The 20,847-nt window shown below is 50.3% G+C and carries 12 protein-coding genes; 11 read left to right on the top strand and 1 reads right to left on the bottom strand.

Annotated elements, in window-relative coordinates; translation table 11 throughout:
• Nucleotides 1–9 precede the first annotated feature (9 nt).
• From ACMXI2_RS13975 to ACMXI2_RS14025, 11 genes are all read left to right on the top strand, one after another.
• The gene (locus ACMXI2_RS13975) at nt 10–1,908 is read left to right on the top strand and encodes a RagB/SusD family nutrient uptake outer membrane protein (RefSeq protein WP_483782175.1); all 1,899 of its coding nucleotides are present in this window, start codon (nt 10–12) and stop codon (nt 1,906–1,908) included.
• Nucleotides 1,909–1,931: 23 nt separating this feature from the next.
• On the top strand, nt 1,932–2,939 hold the full coding sequence (locus tag ACMXI2_RS13980; protein ID WP_483782176.1) for a DUF5017 domain-containing protein: 1,008 nt from the start codon (nt 1,932–1,934) through the stop codon (nt 2,937–2,939).
• Nucleotides 2,940–2,947: 8 nt separating this feature from the next.
• Nucleotides 2,948–5,584, top strand: a complete 2,637-nt coding sequence (locus ACMXI2_RS13985; protein ID WP_483782177.1) for a glycoside hydrolase family 2 protein — start codon at nt 2,948–2,950, stop codon at nt 5,582–5,584.
• A 3-nt stretch (nt 5,585–5,587) separates the two neighbouring features.
• A complete protein-coding gene (locus ACMXI2_RS13990) occupies nt 5,588–7,462 on the top strand; it encodes an ulvan lysase-like protein (RefSeq protein ID WP_483782178.1) in 1,875 nt (624 codons plus the stop codon).
• Nucleotides 7,459–9,375: a beta-L-arabinofuranosidase domain-containing protein gene (locus ACMXI2_RS13995; protein WP_483782179.1), complete on the top strand. Its 1,917-nt coding sequence runs from the start codon at nt 7,459–7,461 to the stop codon at nt 9,373–9,375. The genes ACMXI2_RS13990 and ACMXI2_RS13995 overlap by 4 nt, the downstream gene beginning before the upstream one ends.
• 20 nt (nt 9,376–9,395) lie before the next feature.
• Nucleotides 9,396–11,630 carry a glycosyl hydrolase family 28-related protein gene (locus ACMXI2_RS14000; RefSeq protein ID WP_483782180.1) on the top strand — a complete coding sequence of 745 codons (2,235 nt, stop codon included), beginning with the start codon at nt 9,396–9,398 and terminating at the stop codon, nt 11,628–11,630.
• Between the two features lie 119 nt (nt 11,631–11,749).
• Nucleotides 11,750–13,147: an alpha-L-fucosidase gene (locus ACMXI2_RS14005; protein WP_483782181.1), complete on the top strand. Its 1,398-nt coding sequence runs from the start codon at nt 11,750–11,752 to the stop codon at nt 13,145–13,147.
• A gap of 10 nt (nt 13,148–13,157) precedes the next feature.
• Entirely contained in the window at nt 13,158–14,420 is a 1,263-nt protein-coding gene (locus ACMXI2_RS14010; protein WP_483782182.1) for an SGNH/GDSL hydrolase family protein, read from the top strand.
• A 100-nt stretch (nt 14,421–14,520) separates the two neighbouring features.
• On the top strand, nt 14,521–15,060 hold the full coding sequence (locus ACMXI2_RS14015; protein WP_483782183.1) for a sigma-70 family RNA polymerase sigma factor: 540 nt from the start codon (nt 14,521–14,523) through the stop codon (nt 15,058–15,060).
• A gap of 41 nt (nt 15,061–15,101) precedes the next feature.
• Entirely contained in the window at nt 15,102–16,232 is a 1,131-nt protein-coding gene (locus ACMXI2_RS14020) for a FecR family protein (protein WP_483782184.1), read from the top strand.
• Nucleotides 16,233–16,314: 82 nt separating this feature from the next.
• A complete protein-coding gene (locus ACMXI2_RS14025; RefSeq protein WP_483782185.1) occupies nt 16,315–20,385 on the top strand; it encodes a glycoside hydrolase family 2 TIM barrel-domain containing protein in 4,071 nt (1,356 codons plus the stop codon).
• Nucleotides 20,386–20,431: 46 nt separating this feature from the next.
• Here ACMXI2_RS14025 and ACMXI2_RS14030 read toward each other — a convergent pair whose 3' ends face one another.
• On the bottom strand, nt 20,432–20,809 hold the full coding sequence (locus tag ACMXI2_RS14030) for a DoxX family membrane protein (protein WP_483782186.1): 378 nt from the start codon (nt 20,807–20,809) through the stop codon (nt 20,432–20,434).
• Nucleotides 20,810–20,847: the final 38 nt, after the last annotated feature.

Consider the following 20,847-nt stretch of genomic DNA (forward strand, 5'->3'; position numbering starts at 1 on the left):
AATGTTGTTATGAAAAACTTGCAGCAATTACTACTTCCACTCATATGCATACTCGCAGTTTCCTGTAAGATGGATGTAACGCTCGATCCTCCCACCTTCCGCCCTATCACGTTTACCACCGAAGCGCAGCTGGATGAACAGGTGGCCGGCATGTACAATATCCTCCAGCAGGACCCGGTGTATGGCTTTGGGTTATGGGGCTACATTAACGCCGGCGCCGATGAGAGCTTCCGCAGCAACGCCAGTTATACCGTTACGCTCACGGAGTTTTACCATATCAGTAATACCGAACAGAATGTACTGCTGCTATGGCGGAATTTATACAAGGGTATTGAAGATGCCAACGTGATCCTCGATGTGGCCGACAAACCACAGATGGATGAAACCAAACGTTCGCAGATTAAAGGACAGGCCCGCTTCCTGAGGGCTTACTACTTCTACCTGCTGGTGACCCATTTCGGGGATGTGCCGCTCAAAACAATGCTGGCCACAGAGCTGGGTACCAATTATAATCTCCCCCGTACCCCATCAAAAGATATTTATTCTTTTATTGTGAAAGAAATGATAGCAGCCGATAGCCTCGTACCCAAAATGGCACAGGTAAACACGCCTACCATTGTTACACAATCTGCCGTGGAAGCCATTCTCGCAAGGGTGTACCTCAAAATGGCCGGTAACCCCATGAATGACGCAGCGCGTTATAAAGATGCCCTGTTCTGGGCACAAAAGCTGATCAATTCAAATGCACACAGTTTAATCAGTTCACCACATCCGCTTTATCCCAATACCCCGGCATATGCCCGCCTCTTCATCAACAAGATGCAGAATAATATGAATGATAACGGCGCCACGGAAAGCATCTGGGATGCCGCATTCTTATCCAAATCAAATGTTACCGGCACCTATGCAGGCACCGGCTACCTCGTTACGCAACAGCTGGGTGCTGTAATGGGCGTATATTGCCCCGATGCAGGCATTACAGGTGTGAATGGCTATTCGCCCGGCACTTACCGGGTACATCCGGGTTTATACAACCTGTATGGCCCCGGCGATCAGCGGAGAGACTGGGCCATTGCACCCTATGTATATAAAAGCGCCGCCACCACCCGGTATTACACCCTCACTGTAAACATCAGCGGCGATGGTACCGGCGCTACCGCCACGGCTTATACCAATGCACAGGGCGCCATTACATCTGTGGTAATCGATAACCCCGGCAGCGGCTACACCTCCGCTCCGGCCATCAGCTTTACTTCTTACGGTACCAATTCATCTACCAACCCATCTGTTACAGCGCCCAATGAAGCCGTAGCTACAGCCACCGTAAGCGGCGGGAAACTCACGGCTATCAACGTGGTATCCGGCGGAGTGGGTTATCCAACAACATACGACCGCTGTGTAGGTAAATGGAGAAGGGAATATGAAATTAACCTGCCGCCAAGCCGCCTGCAGAATAATACTTCCTGCAACTTCCCCATCATGCGTTATGCAGATGTGCTATTGATGGCGGCGGAAGCGGAGCTGAAAGCCAATGGCAGCACGGGCGCTACAGCACTGGAATATTATAACCAGGTGAGAAGACGCGCCTACGGCTACCCGCCCAACACACCTGTGCCGGGCTTTGATGCCACCACGCTCACCATGCAGGATATCATGGATGAACGCTCCCGCGAACTCTGTTTTGAAGGCATCCGCCGGCAGGACCTGATACGCTGGGGCAAAATGACGCAGGCCATGCAGCAGGTGCTTACCAACAACGACAACTATGCGCCCACCAACTACGTTACGCCCGCAGGAGTGGCTGCTACCAATTTCCTGGTTGATCCTCAAAAGTATTCCCTGTTGCCGATTCCCGGCAGTGAAATAGTACTGGACCAGGTGTTAACACAAAACCCCGGATGGCAATAAAAAAACTGATTAAACAAAATAGTATGAGATCCATTATGTATTACTTCCTCGTTGCTGTTATGTTTACCGGCTGTCGCAGAAACGAAGCAACCATGCCGGAGTTCAACGTGAACACCGATCAGCTGGCCTACCAGGCAGGCGACTCCGTTACATTTTATATCTCCGGCAATGCCGGCGCTATTGTTTTCTTCTCCGGCGAAACCGGCAAAGCATACGAAAACCGTAACCGGAAGTTGATGCCCGGTGTGGAACGCCTCGTATTCCAAACATCCATGCAGCAAGGCCCCGTGCCGCCAAAGTCCTGCCCGGATTCCCTGCAGCTGCTGATCTCCACCAACCTGGAAGGCTATGATGCGGAACATATCAGCAAAGCCACCTGGACAAATATCACCAGCCGTAACAGCAAATGGCCCAAGTCGCTGTCCACCGGCTTTACAACCTCCGATTCTATCGATATATCAGATTTCAATAAGGCAGATAACGTAAACATCGCCTTCCGTGTGCTGAATAAAAAAACCGGTACGATGCCACAAAGAAAATGGGTGATACAAAACCTTTCCCTCTATAATAGCCTGCCCGACAGTACCAACACCCCGCTATTTACAAGTTTTGCCAACACCGGCTGGGTACAGGCCAGCCTGCTTAACAACAGCCAACCGGGAACAACCGAAAATAACTATAAAGGCTTCAACGCCTGGAACGTAGGTACCTGGAACGTTTCTACGGCCGATAGCATCCGTAACAGCAACGGCATTCCCATCAGGAACGCCTACCCTGTTACGTTCGATCCGGGTACCAATATTGACAATGAGGATAACGACGACTGGCTCATTACTTCGTCCATCGACTTAAAAACCACCAAACCCGATGTTGGTGTAGTAGTACAGAATGAAGTAGCGCTGAAATCGGCCACCTACAAATATGCTTTCAAAAAAGCAGGTACCTACCAGGTTACCTTTGTAGCTACTAATAACAGCCTGGAAGACAGTAAGAGCCAGGTGAAACAGCTGACATTAAAAATTCTACCCTGACATAAAATATGAACCGATCTTTTCTTCCGGCCATCATGGCGCTGCTACTCTTTTCGCAAACACTTTTTGCACAGGTAACGCCTGCCGGTAGCTGGCTGCTTCAGGACGCATCAAAAGTGCCACAGCCCGGCGCCGCAATAGCACAACCCGGTTTCGCTACCAATAGCTGGTATCCTGCCGTTGTACCCGGAACAGTACTCACCACGCTGGTACACAACAACGTATACCCGGAACCGTTATATGGCGAAAACAACCGCCCCGGCAGGATTCCCGAAACTCTCTGCCGCACCAACTGGTGGTACCGCACGGAAATGAAAATACCGGCATCTTACAAAAATAAAAATACCTGGCTGCACTTTAATGGTATTAACTACACCGCACAGGTATGGGTAAATGGAAAGCATATCGGGGAGATACGTGGCGCCTTTGCCCGGGGCATCTTTGATATTACAAGTGCCGTAAAGCCCGGAGAAACGGCGGCCATAGCAGTATTAATATCGCCGCAACCCAACCCCGGCGTGCCACACGAACATACCATTGCGCAGGGCATGGGTAAAAATGGCGGCATCAGCGCAATGGATGGCCCTACGTTCCTATGTGCTATGGGCTGGGACTGGATCCCTGCCATCCGCGACCGGAACACCGGCATCTGGCAATCCGTATATCTCAACGCCACCGGCCCCGTACTTGTAAAAGATCCGCTGGTAACTACCCATCTTCCACTGCCCGCACTGAATACAGCGGATGTAAAAATTGCCGCCACCGTACAAAATATAACTGACCAGCCGCAACAGGGTATCCTGAATGGCGCCTTCGGCAACGTTACTTTCAGCGAACCCGTGGAGTTGCCTCCTCACAGCAGCAAGCGGATCACCTTTAACCCCGCCACACTGCCACAGCTAAAAGTAAAACAACCTAAACTCTGGTGGCCCAATGGCTACGGCCCGCAAAATTTATATACCCTGCAACTACAATTTAATATGCAGGGCAAAGTATCAGATGAACAACAACTTGATTTTGGTATCCGTGAAATCAGCTACACCACACCGGCCTCAGAAGATCTTACCATTTCAGTGAATGGCGTAAAAGTTTTCTGCAAAGGCGGCAACTGGGGCATGGATGAAGCCATGAAACGTATTCCAGCAGAACGACTGGAAACACAGATCCGCATGCATCAGCAGGCCCATTACAATATCATCCGCAACTGGGTAGGCCAGAGTACCAGCGAAGACCTGTATGCGCTCTGCGATAAATATGGCCTCATGATATGGGATGAGTTCTTCCAGCCCAATCCCTCCGATGGCCCCGACCCCGCAGATATCAATTTGTACCTCGCCAACGTACGGGAAAAAATGCTGCGCTTCCGTAATCATCCGTCTATTATACTTTGGTGCGCACGTAATGAAGGCAACCCGCCTAAAGTAATAGACGATTCATTACGCAGCCTCATAGCCGAACTGGAACCGCTGCGGCTGTACCAGCCCAGTTCTACTTCCGGCCGCGGCGTACACTCCGGCGGTCCGTATTATACCCGTAAACCCGCTGAGTATTATGTTTTCACGGAATCTTTCAAAACAGAGATCGGCAGCTTCTCTATTCCAACAATGGAATCGGTGCAGGGCATGATGCCGCAGCAAGACTGGGAAGTAATCAACGACGATTGGGCCGAACACGACCTGGCTACGAAATATTACCGCAACATGATCGCCAAACGCTTTGGCGAAGTAGCCAACCTGGCCGACTTTGTAAGAAAATCACAACTCGCCAATTATGAGTCGTACCGCGCTATGTATGAAGGCCGCAATGCAAAAATGTTTAATCCATCCACCGGGGTCATTACCTGGATGAGCAATCCCGCACAGCCAAGTTTTGTATGGCAGCTGTATCACCACGACCTGGAGCCTAATGCTGCCCTGTTTGCCGTTCAAAAAGCCTGCGAACCAATACATATCCAGCTGAACGAAAAAGAAGGAAATATCCAGGTGATCAACAACGGGCCGGCCACCTTAAAAAACGCGCGCGCACATCTTACTATATTCAACGCAGATGGCACACCAGTGTTGCAACAGGATTATAACGTAACGGCCTTACCAGCCGTGGCAACAGATCTTGGGCTGGTGCAATGGCCCGCTGATATATCGCCGGTGCATTTTGTAAAACTAACCTTACACGATGCCACGGGCACGCTGCTCTCCGATAACTTCTACTGGAACACACTTCCATTAGGATCAGACCAGCTTACGGGCCTCGAAAAGATACCAGTGGTGACCCTCACGGCAACGGTTAAACGCCGCCGTGTGCAAAACAAATGTTTGCTGGAGGTGAGCCTGCATAACCCATCTACGCACATCGCGGTAATGGCGCACCTGCAGCTGCACCGGCAAGGCGGCGGCAGGGTGCTGCCCGTTTTCTATTCAGATAATTATGTTTCGCTGTGTCCCAATGAAACAAAAACAATTAAGATAGAAGCCAGCGAAGCAGCCCTGCAAGGCAACAAGCCACTGGTGTTGGTGGACGGCTTCAATGTAAATATAAAAGCACACAACGATCCGGATGCAGCCATTGCGCTGAATGAAAACGCACAGGTAAGCCATTGGCCCATCACTCATTTGCCCAGGCCCGACAGCACCACACAAAAAAAATAACTCATGTTTACATCAAGGCGCAACTTCCTGAAAATTACCACCCTTAGTAGTGCAGGCTTGCTGTTACCACCCATCACCGCATGGGCGGGCGTGTATAAAGACGAACTGACAACCTTGAGTGAACAGCTGCTGGAACAATGGGGCGAAAGCCTGCTGGCATTGCAGGTAAACCAGCCGCAGGTACGCGGATTGCACGGTGGTATTTTGTGCCCCGCCTGCGCCACCATACATGGCCGCTGCGGTGATGCTATCTTCCCGTTATTATATCTTGCCAACAAAAGAAAAGCACAACAGTATGTAGATGCGGCCATCCGTTTGTACAACTGGATGGAAAACATGGTAAGCACGCCCGACGGCGCCTGGGTAAACGAAGTAAGCGTAAGCGACTGGAAAGGTATCACGGTGTTTGGCGCTACCAGCCTGGCGGAAGCGCTGATCCACTTTGAACATCTGCTGGATAAACCCACCCAACAGCAATGGAAAAACCGGTTACAAAAAGCAGGTGATTATCTCTATAAAAATTTTACTGTTAACACCGGGAATATCAATTACCCTATCGCCGGCAGTTATGCTTTATGCCTGATAGGTACCTATCTCCAACAACCCCATTTTATTACCAAAGGCAAAAGCCTCGCAAAGGAATGCCTCGCCTGGTTTACCGCCAATGGCCTGATATATGGGGAAGGTAAACCGGCGCCGGAGAAAAGCGCGAAAGGCTGTTACTCGGTGGACCTGGGCTATAACGTAGAAGAATCCCTTCCTTCGCTGGTGCTGTATGCAAAACTAATGAATGACACTGCCCTGCTGGACAAGCTGACGCACTCCTTAAAAGCCCACCTGGAATTTATGCTGCCCGATGGCGGCTGGGATAACAGCTGGGGAACCAGGAATTTTAAATGGACATACTGGGGCAGCAGAACCAGTGATGGTTGTCAGCCGGCTTATGCCCTGATGGCTGACACTGATCCCGCATTTTACAAAGCAGCGCTGCAAAATACCCGGCTGCTGGCGCAATGCACGCATAACAGGTTATTACATGGCGGCCCTCATTATGTGCAACACGGGGTGTTGCCCTGTGTAAGTCATTCGCTGGCGCATAGCAAAGCATTAACCACAGTTTTGCTTCAGGCTACAGCTATAAAAGATACTACCGCCCCGCTCCCACGTGAACGCATATACGGCGTGAAGTCATTCCCCGAAATTAATACCTGGCTGATCTCCACTCATAAATGGCGCGGCACCATCACCGGGTACGACCAGGAATATTCTATGAAAGGCGGTCATGCTACCGGCGGCGCTTTATCCATGCTCTGGCATGAAGATATTGGTCCCCTCCTTGTTGCCAGTATGAACCGGTACCAGATGGTAGAGAGCTTCAACATGCAACGGGATAATGATCCGCAGTCCATTTGCTTTACGCCCGGCTTTAAAATAGTGGCAGGTACGCAGCTGTACCAGCACACCAATGATCTGAAGTCTGCCATTGACTACCGGGACACCACCAGCCAGATAATGTTTAACACGCATTCACTACTGGTAGATGAAAACCAGTTACCGGCTGCTTCGCCGGAATGTGCGGTCAGTTATGTTTTTGAGAAAGAGGTGTTTCATATTCACGCTGCCGCGAAAAACGAAAAGGCCGTTTATAGTTTACCCGTTATCAGTACGCACAACGAACCCGTCACATTGCTTTCCGGAAACAAACTGGAAATACGCAAAGCGGATAGTATTGTGGAGATAAGCGCCAGCGCTCCCATAAAAATAACCCGCGCATTAACGGATCGTGCTTTCAATTTTGTACCCGGGCTCGAAGCCATTCCACTACTATTTGAAACGAATAATATCGACATAAAAATTTCTGTAAGACCACGCACATGAAAAAAGTATCCTTACTGATCAGCGCTGCCTTGTATATTGTTATGCCCGCAATGGCACAAGCCAGGTTCGATAAATTCAGGGAACAGGCCATTACGGATGTTCATCCACAGGGCTGGCTGAAAGAATTCCTGCTCCGGCAGCGCAGCGGTCTTACAGGGCATCCGGAAGTATTATCATATCCGTTCAATTCCTGCTTATGGGCAGGCGTTATTGACCGGGTAGGCGAACAACACGGCGCCAACTGGTGGCGATATGAACAAACCGCCTACTACAGTGATGGCATCCTCCGGTTGGGTTACTTATTAAATGATACCGCACTCGTAAATAAGGCGCGCGCCGGTATTAACTATACGCTGGCGCATGTACAATCCAATGGTCGCCTGGGCCCGGAGCTGTTCGCCAGTCAATGGCCTATCGCTGTTTACTTCCGGGTGTTACAGGCAGAATATGCCGCCACCGGCGATCAGCGGATCATTGCTGCCCTGCACAAACATTACCTCAGCTATACGCCCGAAGAAATAGGCAATGCCAAACGTGCCATTGTAAACATCGAAGGCATGTTGTGGACCTATGGTAAAACCAACGATCCACAACTGCTGGCGCTTGCAGAAGCAGCTTATGCCAAAGGCGGTTTTGAACTGAATATGCAAACGGCTTCGAGCCCGGATACCCTGGTGCTGCACGGCGTTACCTATATGGAAATGGCCAAGCTGCCTGCCATCCTGTATACTTACACCGGTAAAAAACTGTACCTCGATGCAGCGCTGAATGCCCTGTATAAGTTGGACCGTGATCATATGTTACCCGATGGCATTCCCAGCTCCAACGAATTCCTCGCGGGCAAAGATCCGTTGCAGAGTCATGAAACCTGTGATATCACCGACTATACCTGGGCAGTGGGTTACCTGCTGATGGCCACCGGCGATGGCGGCTGGGCCGATAAACTGGAAAAGGCCATCTTCAACGCCGGACCAGGCGCGGTATCCAAAGACTTTAAAAATCTTCAGTACTTCTCCAGTGTTAACCAGGTTATCGCCACGGGGCAGTCCAACCATAATAAATTTGCGCATGGCTCTACCTGGATGGCTTACTGGCCCTGTCATGAAACGGAATGTTGCGCCGGTAATGTACATCGTTTTATGCCCAACTACGCCGCGCGCATGTGGCTGCGCGACACCGCGGGAGGCCCGGTGGCAGCGCTTTACGGCCCATCCGTCGAAACGCTTGAGTACAAAGGACATCCACTTACCATTACCGAAAGCACCCGATACCCTTTTGCGGATCAGTTGCAGTTTACCTTTCAGATGCAGCACCACATCACCATGCCTTTCACCTTTCGCATCCCCGGCTGGTGTAAATCAGCTGTGGTGAGCATCAATGGAAAAAAATACAATGGCGCATTAATGCCTGGTTCCTTTGTAACCCTGCACCGGAAATTCCGTAACAACGACCAAATCAATATACAATTCCCTATGCAGCCGCAGCTGGTACAGTGGGGCCAGTGGGGCGTTACCGTAGAACGCGGCCCTTTATTATACGCGTATCCCGTTCCGGAAAAAGTAACCACAGACACTGCTACCTATGCTAATCTCGGTGGCAAAAGATCAGCAGATCCTGGTTTTCCCGCGCTGGATATCCGTCCTGCCGGCCCCTGGAACTATGCGCTGCTGGCGCATCCCGCGCAATGGCAGGTAACAGAAAGCAACAGTAATACTTATCCCTTTGAAACAGCCGCTGTTACCATAAAGGTACCGGCCAGGAAAATTAACGACTGGCATTTATCAGAAAACCGTTACACACCCTCTTTACCAACACCGGGTTCCTTCCACTATGAAACAACGACCGATACCATCACCCTGGTGCCGTATGGCACTACCAGGCTACGCATGACGGTATTCCCGGTGATCCCTTAATACATTAAACCCTTGTAACTATGACTATCACAAACATCTCTCTTTTAGAAACTACAGCAGGTACCACCGCTAATGAACATTGTAATCTGCTGGGATATTATACGCCGGGCGACGGCGGCGGCGGAGACTTTTACTGGCAGCCCGCCAATACCACCGGCGATAACCGCGGCACCATCATCGTGGTGGCCGGCGCCGGCAGATGGCTCCGGGTAGACACCAATCTCTTTAACGTAAAATGGTTTGGCGCAAAAGGCAATGCCTCCACGGATGATACCGTGGCCATTCAGAAATGCATTGATACCGCTGCCAACGGAAGGATCATTTATTTTCCAAAAGGCAATTACAAAATAACCGCACAGATCAATCTTAAAACAGGACAAACCTATACCGGCGAACAAGGCGACTATGGCATAGTAGACTCCCCCACACCTACCATCCTGGACTTTACCACCGCCACCGGCAACATCCATTGTCTCAATTTCGACGCCACCATCGGCGCTACAGGACCCACTATCAGGAACCTCACGCTTAATTGCGGCGAAGCCCTTACCGGCATCCGCTATTACAGCACCAACTATTCCAACTGCTACCGCCCCACCCTGCAAAATGTAGATATACGCCTGAAAGAAATTGCCGATCCCACGCAAACATGCGTCTGGTGGGAACCTGTTTACCTCGGCACCATCGACCGGTGCCTGCTTCGCGGCGGCAGAATAGGCGTAAAACTCATCGGGTGTTTCATGAACCGTATCATCAATGTAACCACCCAGCAAGGCATTTATAACAACGGCAATCCGCCGGTGGCAGCCATCTATACCAGGCAAACCAGGGCCGGCAAAGCAGGTCAGTACATAGGCGGCCGGAACTTAATAGAAACATCGGAGCCGCTCATCATTTCGCCCGATGCCAACAGCGTAATGATTGATACCGACGGCGGCCTGATCATCCGCGACACTGCCCTGGAAGTAAACAACGGCAGCAGCACCGGCGCCGCAGCCAAAGCATTGATATGGATGCATAAAGACGGTACGCAATCGCCCTTCCGGTCGGACCTCCTGCTGGAAAGAGGCGCTGTATTGAACACCGCCGCTGCCACCGGCGCCAACAACGGCAGGGCGCAATACGGCGTCCTCGTGGAAGCGGGGATGTTTACGCGGATCGTGGCCAGGGGCGTTTCGTTTAAGGATAACCCCGTGGTGATCACCAACGCCGGCAACACCGGGCTGGCTACCTCCGGCACCGATTTCCAGCGACTGGATGTACAAGGCAACGATTTCGCTACCGCGTATTATTCGGAGTATACCGGGTGGAAGCCTGCCACTGCCTATGCAGCCGGGCAAACCGTACAAAACGGGCTGAATGTATATATCGCAGCAACAGCCGGGACCTCTGATGTTGCAGGCGGCCCCACCGGCACAGGCGCCGGCATCACCGACGGTACCGTGATATGGAATTTTGTAAAAGAAAACACCGGCCCCTTCCCGTTAAAACGTTACCGCGAAACCAACAACGACGTATACATTATTGGAGATGCCAGGGGTGTGAAAGATAACCAGTTCATTAACGCCAACGGCTCTACGGAAAGATTCGGCGCCGCCTGGGGATTTTTCAAGGCAACCGTTGATCCCGGCAGCATCAGCGATAACCAGTCGTGCATAAAACTGCGGTACGACAATGCCCCGCCCTACAATACACCCATGAAAGCTACAGTGGTACTACGCCGGCTGGCGGCAGGCGCTTCTGCAGGCAGGTTCAGTATGCAGTGTTCTGCCAGCGGTGGTACTAATTTATTAGGGAGATGGGACTTCAATAACATCCCGCTCAACGAAGATAAACAGTACGTGGTCACCGGCTTTGCCATTCCTTCCACTATGCCGGTGGCAGACTTCTCCGCCTGGTTCCGCGACAATGCCAATCAGCCGCTATGGGACAACATTGCCGTAAGATCTGTGCGCGTGGAAAAAGCCACCACCTTTTCCGGTACTGTTACCATCAGTGATATGGACACCTTTGCAGATGTTGCCGCATCCAGCTTCCAGAGCAGCGATGTAACACTGGTCAGCTTTCCTAACTTTTTACTGCCAGCCGCCGCGATCATCTCCCTGGGTTTGCCAGTGGTAACGGCCGGTATGCCGCTGCTGCTCATCAACACGCCTTATATCAGTAACAGAACTACCAGCGGCTTTACTATTAACCTGTTTCTGAAACCGGGTACCGGCAATAGTGTTACGATACCGTATACCATCATCTATTAAACCATTCACCACAGGCGAACCCTGCCTGTGGTGGATAATTTTCCGGGCGTTCACCCGTTTTAAGAAAGAATCCGTCTATAAGATTTATATACCAGCGTGCAGGACAAAAGAAAACAATAATGGGGAAGCAATCAATTATCCGGAATACGCTGTTGGTCATGTTTTGGTGCAGCAGTCATTTATCCGCCGGCGGCCAGGGTACACAAGCATACGACCCTGAGAAAACCTATGCCGCGCCAACCGAAGAAGCCGTGAAAGCCAATTTATCACATTGGCAGGACCTGAAGTTTGGCCTGTTTATGCATTGGGGTACCTACAGTCAGTGGGGTATCGTGGAATCATGGTCGCTATCCCCGGAAGACTATCCCTTTACCAAACGTACAGGCCCCTACGCGGCAAACTGGTTTCAATACAAACAGGCATACGAAAACCTGCAAACCACTTTCAACCCCACCCACTTTAATCCCGATAAATGGGCCGACGCCGCAAAAGCAGCCGGGATGCGCTATGTAGTGTTTACTACCAAACATCACGATGGCTTCTGCATGTTTGATACCAAGTACACCGATTATAAAATCACCAGCACCAAAACACCTTTTTCATCCAATCCCCGCAGCAATATCTCCCTGGAAGTTTTCAACGCCTTCCGTAAAAAAGACTTTATGGCCGGCGCCTACTTTTCAAAACCAGACTGGCACTCGGAAGATTACTGGTGGTCCTATTTTCCGCCGAAAGACCGCCACCAGAGCTACGATAAAAAGTTATATCCCGAACGCTGGCAGCGGTTCTGCGATTTCACGTATAACCAGATCGAAGAACTGATGAGCAACTACGGTAAACTGGACCTCCTCTGGCTGGACGGCAGCTGGGCAGGCATGGATATGAAGCCCATTGTAACAATGGCACGCAAACACCAGCCCGGCCTGATTGTGGTAGATCGCCACGGCGCAGCAGCATATGTAAACTATCTCACCCCGGAACAAAAGATCCCGGACCACTACATTCCCGTTCCGTGGGAAACCTGTATGACGCTGGGCCGCTCCTGGTCGTACATCGTAAAAGAAAATTATAAACCATCGCGGCAGCTGATACAAATGCTGGTAGACATCGTAGCCAAAAACGGTAACCTGTTGCTCAACATCGGCCCCGGTCCTGATGGCGACTGGCACGAAGAAGCCTATCAGCGGTTAGCCGATATTGGTAAATGGATGAAAACAAACAGCGAATCTATTTACGGCGCCAAACCTGTTGCTCCTTACCGCCAGGATAAATGGGCTTTTACAAAAAGTGAAAAAGCCCGTTATCTTTCTTATCTCCCGGCAGAAAAAGAAAATAAGTTACCAGCCACTATCAGCATGCCTTTGAAAGAGGTAAACCGCAAAGCGGCTATCACTTTGCTGGGTGTAAAAAAACAACTGACATGGAAGCAAACGGGCGATTCCATCACCATCAGCATTCCGGAAGCAGCGCGTGAGCAGCTGGCCGGGGAAGCCGTATGGGTTTTTAAAATGAATTAACCAGATAGATATGCCGCTAAGATTGACAGGTGTAGTGCTGCTCTTTTTTGTATCACTATCATTGCATGCACAAACAGATTCGCTTAATTCCATACAGGAATACCGCATCCGCCAGGGCTTACCCAACTTTTTTGCGAAGTTGAAATCAGGCAGCCCGGTCACCATCGCTTACTTTGGCGGCAGTATCACCGCGGCTTCCGGTGGCTGGCGCGATCAATCGGTAAAATGGTTTCAACAGCAATACCCGCAGGCACAAATAAAACAGATCAACGCCGGCGTAGGCGGCACCGGTTCCGACCTCGGCGTTTTCCGGCTGCACCGCGATGTGTTATCGCAACAACCAGATCTGGTGTTTGTGGAATTCGCCGTAAATGACGGCGGCCCGTATGTACATCAAACAATGGAAGGAATAGTGCGGCAAATCTGGAAAGCCAATCCGGCTACAGATATTTGCTTTGTATACACGGTAGCCGGTAACATGCTGCCGGTGCTGCAACAGGGACAACTATGGCCCACCATGCTGGCAATGGAACATATTGCACAGCACTATGGCATTCCTTCGGTACAACTGGGCATGCAGGTATTGGCGCTGCTGAAGGAAGGCAAACTGGTATTCCAGGGTAAACCCGATCAGTACCCGGACAAACTTGTTTTCTCCGGCGACAACATCCATCCCAATACCACTACAGGCCACCGCCTGTACACCGAAGCGCTGGTGCGCGCCATGCAGCAGCTAAGGAACAACGATCATCCGTTTAAACACCCCCTTATTGATCCCTATACCAAAGATAACTGGGAAGATGCACAGCTGATTGCTGTGAAAGACCTGCCCCGGACCGGGCAGTGGGTTGATCTTTCCAACAGTAACGACTCCGTAGCGGTTCAATTCCGCCAACGCTTTCCATTGCTTGTTAAAGCCACACAACCCGGATCATCGCTGCAGATAAGATTCAATGGGCGCCTGGCAGGTTTATACGACCTGGTAGGCCCCGGTTGTGGGCAGTATGAAGTAACGATAGATGGACAAGCAGCTAAACCATATCCCCGCTTCGACCGCCACGCCGTGTACTACCGGTCACACTACTTTTTCCTGCCCCTGCTCGATGCAGGACCACACAGCATTAACCTGGAAGTATCCGCAAAAAAATTAGATAAAATGGCCATCCTGAAAACAGGCGACAACCAGCCCGGCAACCTGGAGAAATATAAAGAGAACGCATGCTATGCAGGCTGGCTGCTGCTATTGGGCAGCCTGACAAACCAAAACAAATGATGAAAAAGATTTTAGCAATAAATCAGGGAAACTTAACAAAGAGATATTAACTTTAAGTACACGTTATAGAGATTTTTACCACGTTAATAAGTATCTCTTCATGAATAATAATGACGACGGGCTTTTATTGCACCAACTCAAGAAGGGTGATATAAAAGCGTATGAACAGTTATTTAGGAAATACTACAAATCACTGAATGTTGACGCTTACTACCTGTTAAAAGATGAAACAGAAGCGGAAGATCAGGTACAATCCCTTTTCATCGAAATATGGGATAAACAACTGTATCTTAACATTACCTACTCCGTTAAGTCGTACCTCCACACCGCTATCCGTAATAAATGCCTCAGCTTTATTGAGAAAGGAAAAAATGAGCACAAAAGATTTCACGCGTATGCCAACACACTGGAAGATAAGATCAATGAAAATATTGTCGAGAATAAAGAGACTGCACAACAGATAGACCTTCTCCTGAATGAGCTTCCCAACCAGCGTTTAAGGGCTTTCAGCCTGGTGTACCTGGAAGATAAAAAGTATAAAGAAGCGGCAGAAGAAATGGGCATCACCATTAACTCTGTTAAAACGCACCTGAAGCTGGCACTAAAAATCTTACAAAAAAAGTTTGCGGGCTACAAATAACGATCACCCGTTTTTGCGCAAAAATCGTCTTTAAGTTACAGATGGAAGTAAACAGAGAACATATAAGAGCATTACTTTTTGAGAAAGTAACCGGATCTATCAGCGAAGAAGATAACCGGCTGGTGACCGCTGCCATTAAAAATGATGCGGCCGTAGCTGCTATGTGGAATAACATCCGGCAGGAACTGGACAATGATAAAGGCCGGCGCTTCATAGCCGGTATTGATGAAACACGCGGCTGGAACAGCATAAAACCTCAACTGCAACCGCATTCAAAAATATTCCTCCTACGGAAATGGCGCATGGCCGCAGCCGTTGCATTGCTGATAATAGCTGCCGGCGGGGCCTGGTATTTTTCCGGCAGAAATATTTCTCCCCGGCAACCACCTTTACCACTCGCCCAAAACACCCTGCAGCTAAGGTTATCGGATGGGAAGAATATTCCCCTGTCCTCTTCCGCCAGTAACACTATTACTGCCGGTTCCATGAAACTGGTTACCAATGGCAACAGTCTTACTTATACCGCACCCGAAAACACCACCAATGAATGGGCCACGCTGATGGTGCCGGGAAAACTGGATTATAAAATAGTACTGAAAGACGGCACAGAAGTATGGCTAAACTCACTGTCCAGCCTCCGCTTCCCCTATGCTTTCAGGGGTCGTAACCGGGAGGTATACCTGTCTGGCGAAGCCTATTTTAAAGTAGCAAAAAATGAGCAGCAACCTTTTATTGTGCATGCCGGGGAAACAACGGTGGAAGTATTGGGTACGGCTTTCAACATCCATGCCTACGAACCTGCCAGCGTTACCACTTCCCTCGTTGAGGGCGCTGTGGTAAGCAGCAAAAAAGATATCAAAATAAAATTATCCCCCGGTTATCAGTCGGTATATGAAGATGGAAAATTTATTACCACTTCTTTCGACACATACAATACCCTGTCGTGGATGGACGGCACCACCCACTTCCATGATGAAAAACTAAGCAGCATTGCCGTGATCATCTCCCGCTGGTTTGAAGTGCCTGTGATATTCGATAACCCGGCCCTGGCTAACGAAACGCTGTCCGGCGCTATAGACAAGCGTAAACCACTGGATGTATTCCTTACCAACATTGCTATTTCTTCCGGCGTTCAATATTATTACAGGGATAATGTGCTGCACCTGAAATAATTCATTTTTTACCGTTCACCCATATCCGTAGAATTTAAGTCCTAAAGATGCGTTGTATATTCAGCACTTAAGTTTTACTATTTTGAACAACCGTATCATTGCCTCTTTTACCGCCCTCCTGATCACCCTTGCAGCACATGCACAGGATACCCTCCGCCTGAACGGCCCCTGGAAGGTACAGCCCGCACAATCGCAGACCATTGCTCCCGATAGCAGCCAATGGGGAGCTGTCACCACTACAGACTGGAGAAGGATCACCACCGGGAAAAACAGTGCCTGGGCTGATACGCCGCAGGATAAAGTAAACAGCCTCTGGTATGAACAACAAATAAACATCCCTGCCGACTGGCAGCCCAAAAATGTGATCGCAGACTTCAGGCGGATCGAAGGCGATGCAGTCATCTTTCTTAATCATCAGCGTGTGGGAGAACTACTCAGACCCGGTGGGGAAATAAACCTCAGTCCCTTTCTGCGTTACGGTCAACCAAATACGCTTCGCGTTTTTATCACCCGGGATTATAACGGTATCTCCCGGGGTTTTACAGAAGATCCGCTTCGTTATCAGTCGAGGCACGGCAGCGGGAACATCATCCCTGTGGCCGATTGGCCAATGGGCATTACGGCGCCCGTTACCATTATTGCCCGGTCGCCGCAGGCCATTACAGACGTGTTCTGCATTCCTTCTTTCAGGAATAAATCGCTCACCCTTGAAATTGAAGTGGACGCAAAAAATGTCACCGGCACTTATGATTTGCAGGCGGAGATCACTGATCAACAACATACCCGCGTGCTTACCCTCTCCAACAAAACACTCCAGCTGGTGAACGGGAAACAGGTATGCCGTGTAACGGCAAACTGGCAAAATCCCATCTGCTGGGAACTGGACAGTCCTTACCTCTACCAGGCAAAGGTGGTATTAATGCAGGGCGGCAAAACGCTTTGCCGCTACCCCGATGTCACCTTCGGATTCAGGGAAATATGGACCGCCGGCAACCAGCTGTTTATGAACGGCCACCCCTCCCGCTGGCGCCTTACCGATGTGTATGGCGCCAATCAGTATGGCTTGTCGCTTTACCGGCTGATCGGCTACAACGTAGGACAATTCCAGCCTCATCACAAACTGTGGTGGCTAAACGATGCAGAAACGCCCCTTCTTAATGAAGACATGCTTAATGAAATGGACCGCACGGGAATGGGCTGTACGGTGCCAGGGCCCTCGGTTTCCGTGATACGGGATAAACTGCTGCACGATTCAAAGCTGCAGCACGACTACCAGCAGGAAGCCGCCTACTTTACCCGGCATTACCGCAACCACCCCAGTATCCTCGCCTGGGTGATTGCCATGAACAGCGCCAATCCAAAATCCAATATCGATCCCGCCAGGATGGGGAAACGCGATTCCGTTTATTCTACGCAGGGCAAAGTGATAGACCTGGCGTGTGCCATCGTGAAAAAGGAAGATCCCACCCGGCTGGTGTTTGCCCATGCCGATGGCAGCGTGGGCGACATCTCTTCCGCCAACGTGTACCTGAATTTCGTGCCCCTGCAGGAAAGGGAAGAATGGCCGATGGCCTGGGCGAAGGAAGGGAATATGCCTTATTCTGCCGTTGAATTCGGGCCGCCTTACTGGAACAACTTCTGGAAAGGAAAACAGTTCCTGCTTACGGAATATTTATCGATGTACCTCGGCGATGCCGCTTATGCCGCCGAAGGAGAAAAAGGACTACGGCAAACGATCGCAAAAAGCAATGCTGCCAGCAGCGCCACCTGGGAGCAAATGGACTTTCAACAGTATCCCGGTTTCTGGCGTTTCCAGGAATTGTTTACCCGTAACACCAACCGCGCGTGGCGTACCTGGGGCGTCAACGGAGGCTGGCTGTACTGGCTGCTGGAAGGCTATGGCAATCCTGACGGGGAAAAATTAAAAAGCTTTACGCAACGTTACAAATCACTCACGGCCCCGTTAACCGGCAAACCCGCGTGGGCAAATCCGCGTTACGATATTTTCAAAGAAGCTAATCAGCCATTGCTTGTTTACCTCGCCGGATCGCCGGTACATACCGATAAAACACATACCTTCTTCGCCGGTGAATCTTTTGAAAAACAGATTGCCGTGGTATGGGACGGTCCGCATAAGATAGCGCCGCAGGCAAAATGGATGCTTAAACAGGGCGGTAAAGTATTTCAGCAGGGATCAGTGTCACTGGCAGTAAACGGCGGCGAAATAAAGCTATTTCCACTTTCCCTGAAAGCGCCGCGTGTAACTGCCAGAACAGATATGCAACTGGTGCTTACCGTTGCCGGGGCAGGCAACGATACTTTCCCGGTCACTGTTTTCCCGCGACCCGCAGCTGCGGCTATGAAAGCGCCGGTGTTGCTGTATGATCCCGCAGGAAAATCGGCTGCATCACTGAAGCAACTGGGCATACAGTATTCCGTTTGGGAAAAAGGCAGCCACATTTCCCCGGATGCCGTATTAGTGATAGGCCGTGAGGCCCTGCAGCCGGGCGATACGCTGCCCTATACGGAGAAGGATGTGGCCGCAGGATTACGTGTAGTGATACTGGAACAGCAACCTGCCGTATGGGAAGGGATGGGTTTTGAAACGATAGAAACCATGCCGCGCTATACGTTTATCCGTGACCGGGAAAGCCTCATCCTCGAAGGGTTGCAGCCTACAGACATGATCAACTGGCGGGGCAGTCCCGATCTGCTGCCGGAAGGCAGGCAGGCAAAAAGCTACGACACACAACATGCGCCCAAATGGACCAATCGCCACGCCGTTGCCTCCGTGGCCCTGAAAACCCCTGAGGTGGCCGGTTTCACGCCCATCCTGCAAACGGAATTTGATATGGCATATACGCCTTTGCTGGAATGGCGCTATGGTAAAGGCAAAGTAACTTTCTGCTCACTGGATCTTACCGGCCGCACAGGCGCTGATCCCGCTGCCACCCTGCTGGCAAAAAACCTATTCACTTCACAACAGGCTCCACTACCCGGGTTACGCGAGGTATATTATACCGGCGACAGCACCGGCAGGCAACTGCTCATCAACGCTGGCATCGCCCTCCGGGAAGGGCCGGCCACGGGTAATGCCATATGGGTAGTGGGGCAGGATCAAACTACCGTACCGCCACAGATCAATACATTTGTTGCCGCCGGAGGCATTGCATTTTATCTCCCTCAAAAACAATCATTACTCGCCGGACAAGGATTAAATACAGTAGTTAAAACCATGATACAGGCGCACCCGGGTAAAGCAACTCCATTACTCCGGGCCATCGGCCCTAACCTGCTGCGCTGGCGGGATACGTTACAAGCAACGACATTCACGTCTTCTTCATTACCCGGCGGACTTCTTGCTGAAGTAAACACCGGCAAAGGAAAAAGCATCTATCTGCAACTCACTCCCGGTCAGCTGGCACAACGTTATACAGCTGCCCCGGAAAAGCAGGAAGCCATCCGGTTAAGCGTGATCCGTATACACCAATTGTTGGCGCAACTGCTTACCAACATCGGCGCCGCGCCTTCCCCCGCAATGGCCCGCAAGCTCTGTAAGGTGAACCGCCCGCTTTCTTTCCGCACACTCAGTTCCTGGAAAGTATTGGGGCCCTATACTGCATCAGGCGGAGCAAAAACGCTGGCCACTATCTTTCCCGGACAACAGGATGCCATTGCCGGCGCTGAAAATCCGAACCTCACCTATAAAACGGTTGATGGCAAAGTGCTGGACTGGCGGCAAACAGTAGATGCAGGTCGTAATGGCTTTGTGGACCTCAGTAAAGCCTTCGGTGGCATAGATGACAATGCCATAGCATATGTAACCAAAAGCCTTAGCAGTCCTTCGGCACAAAAAGCCATTCTTCGTATGGGCGTTGACTATTGGATGGAGGTATGGCTGAATGGGAAATCCATCCTGCGTGTAGACGCCAACCACCAGAAGCGGGAAAACGAATTTATCCTGCCCGTTTCCCTTTCCGCAGGTGAAAATATTCTCACTGTCAAAGTAGCCTCGGGTAAAGGCGGGTTTGGCTTCTGGGCCAATATAGCGTACCCGGAAGCTGGTGATGTACAAACCAGTGCAACGGACAGGAATAGTTTTTACCCGGTGACTTACCAGTTTTTTGATCCCTACCAGTTTACATACTGGTAGAAAAACAAAGTGAACTTCTTCCTGTTAGTTATCTCAATACCCTACACTAGCTCACCATCGGCAAATACTTCTTCTGGTTCTCAATAATTACCCAGATATTAATTACCAGCATCACAAGCGCAATAGGCAGCCCTGATGGAGCGTTGAAAATGTTAGTTAAAACAACTCCTACCATTACCGGGAGAATAATTATTGCGCCGAGTGCCCTGGTCTTATTAGGAATAAAAAGCACGCCGCCAACTACTTCTATTACTCCAACCAGTGGCATTAACCAGCTTATCTGCATAAAGGCGCCCATTAATTTCATCAGACTTTCAGGCATGTCTTTGGGTACCGGCATGTAGTTAAAAAATTTGTTCAGTCCCGCGTTAATGAACATAAGTCCGAAAAGCAGACTTACTACGAATAGGATTTTGTTTTTCATAGTGTTTAATTTCCGTAAAGATACATTTCATTTTTATT

The organism is Chitinophaga sp. G7 BAM 1005 (assembly GCF_057126945.1).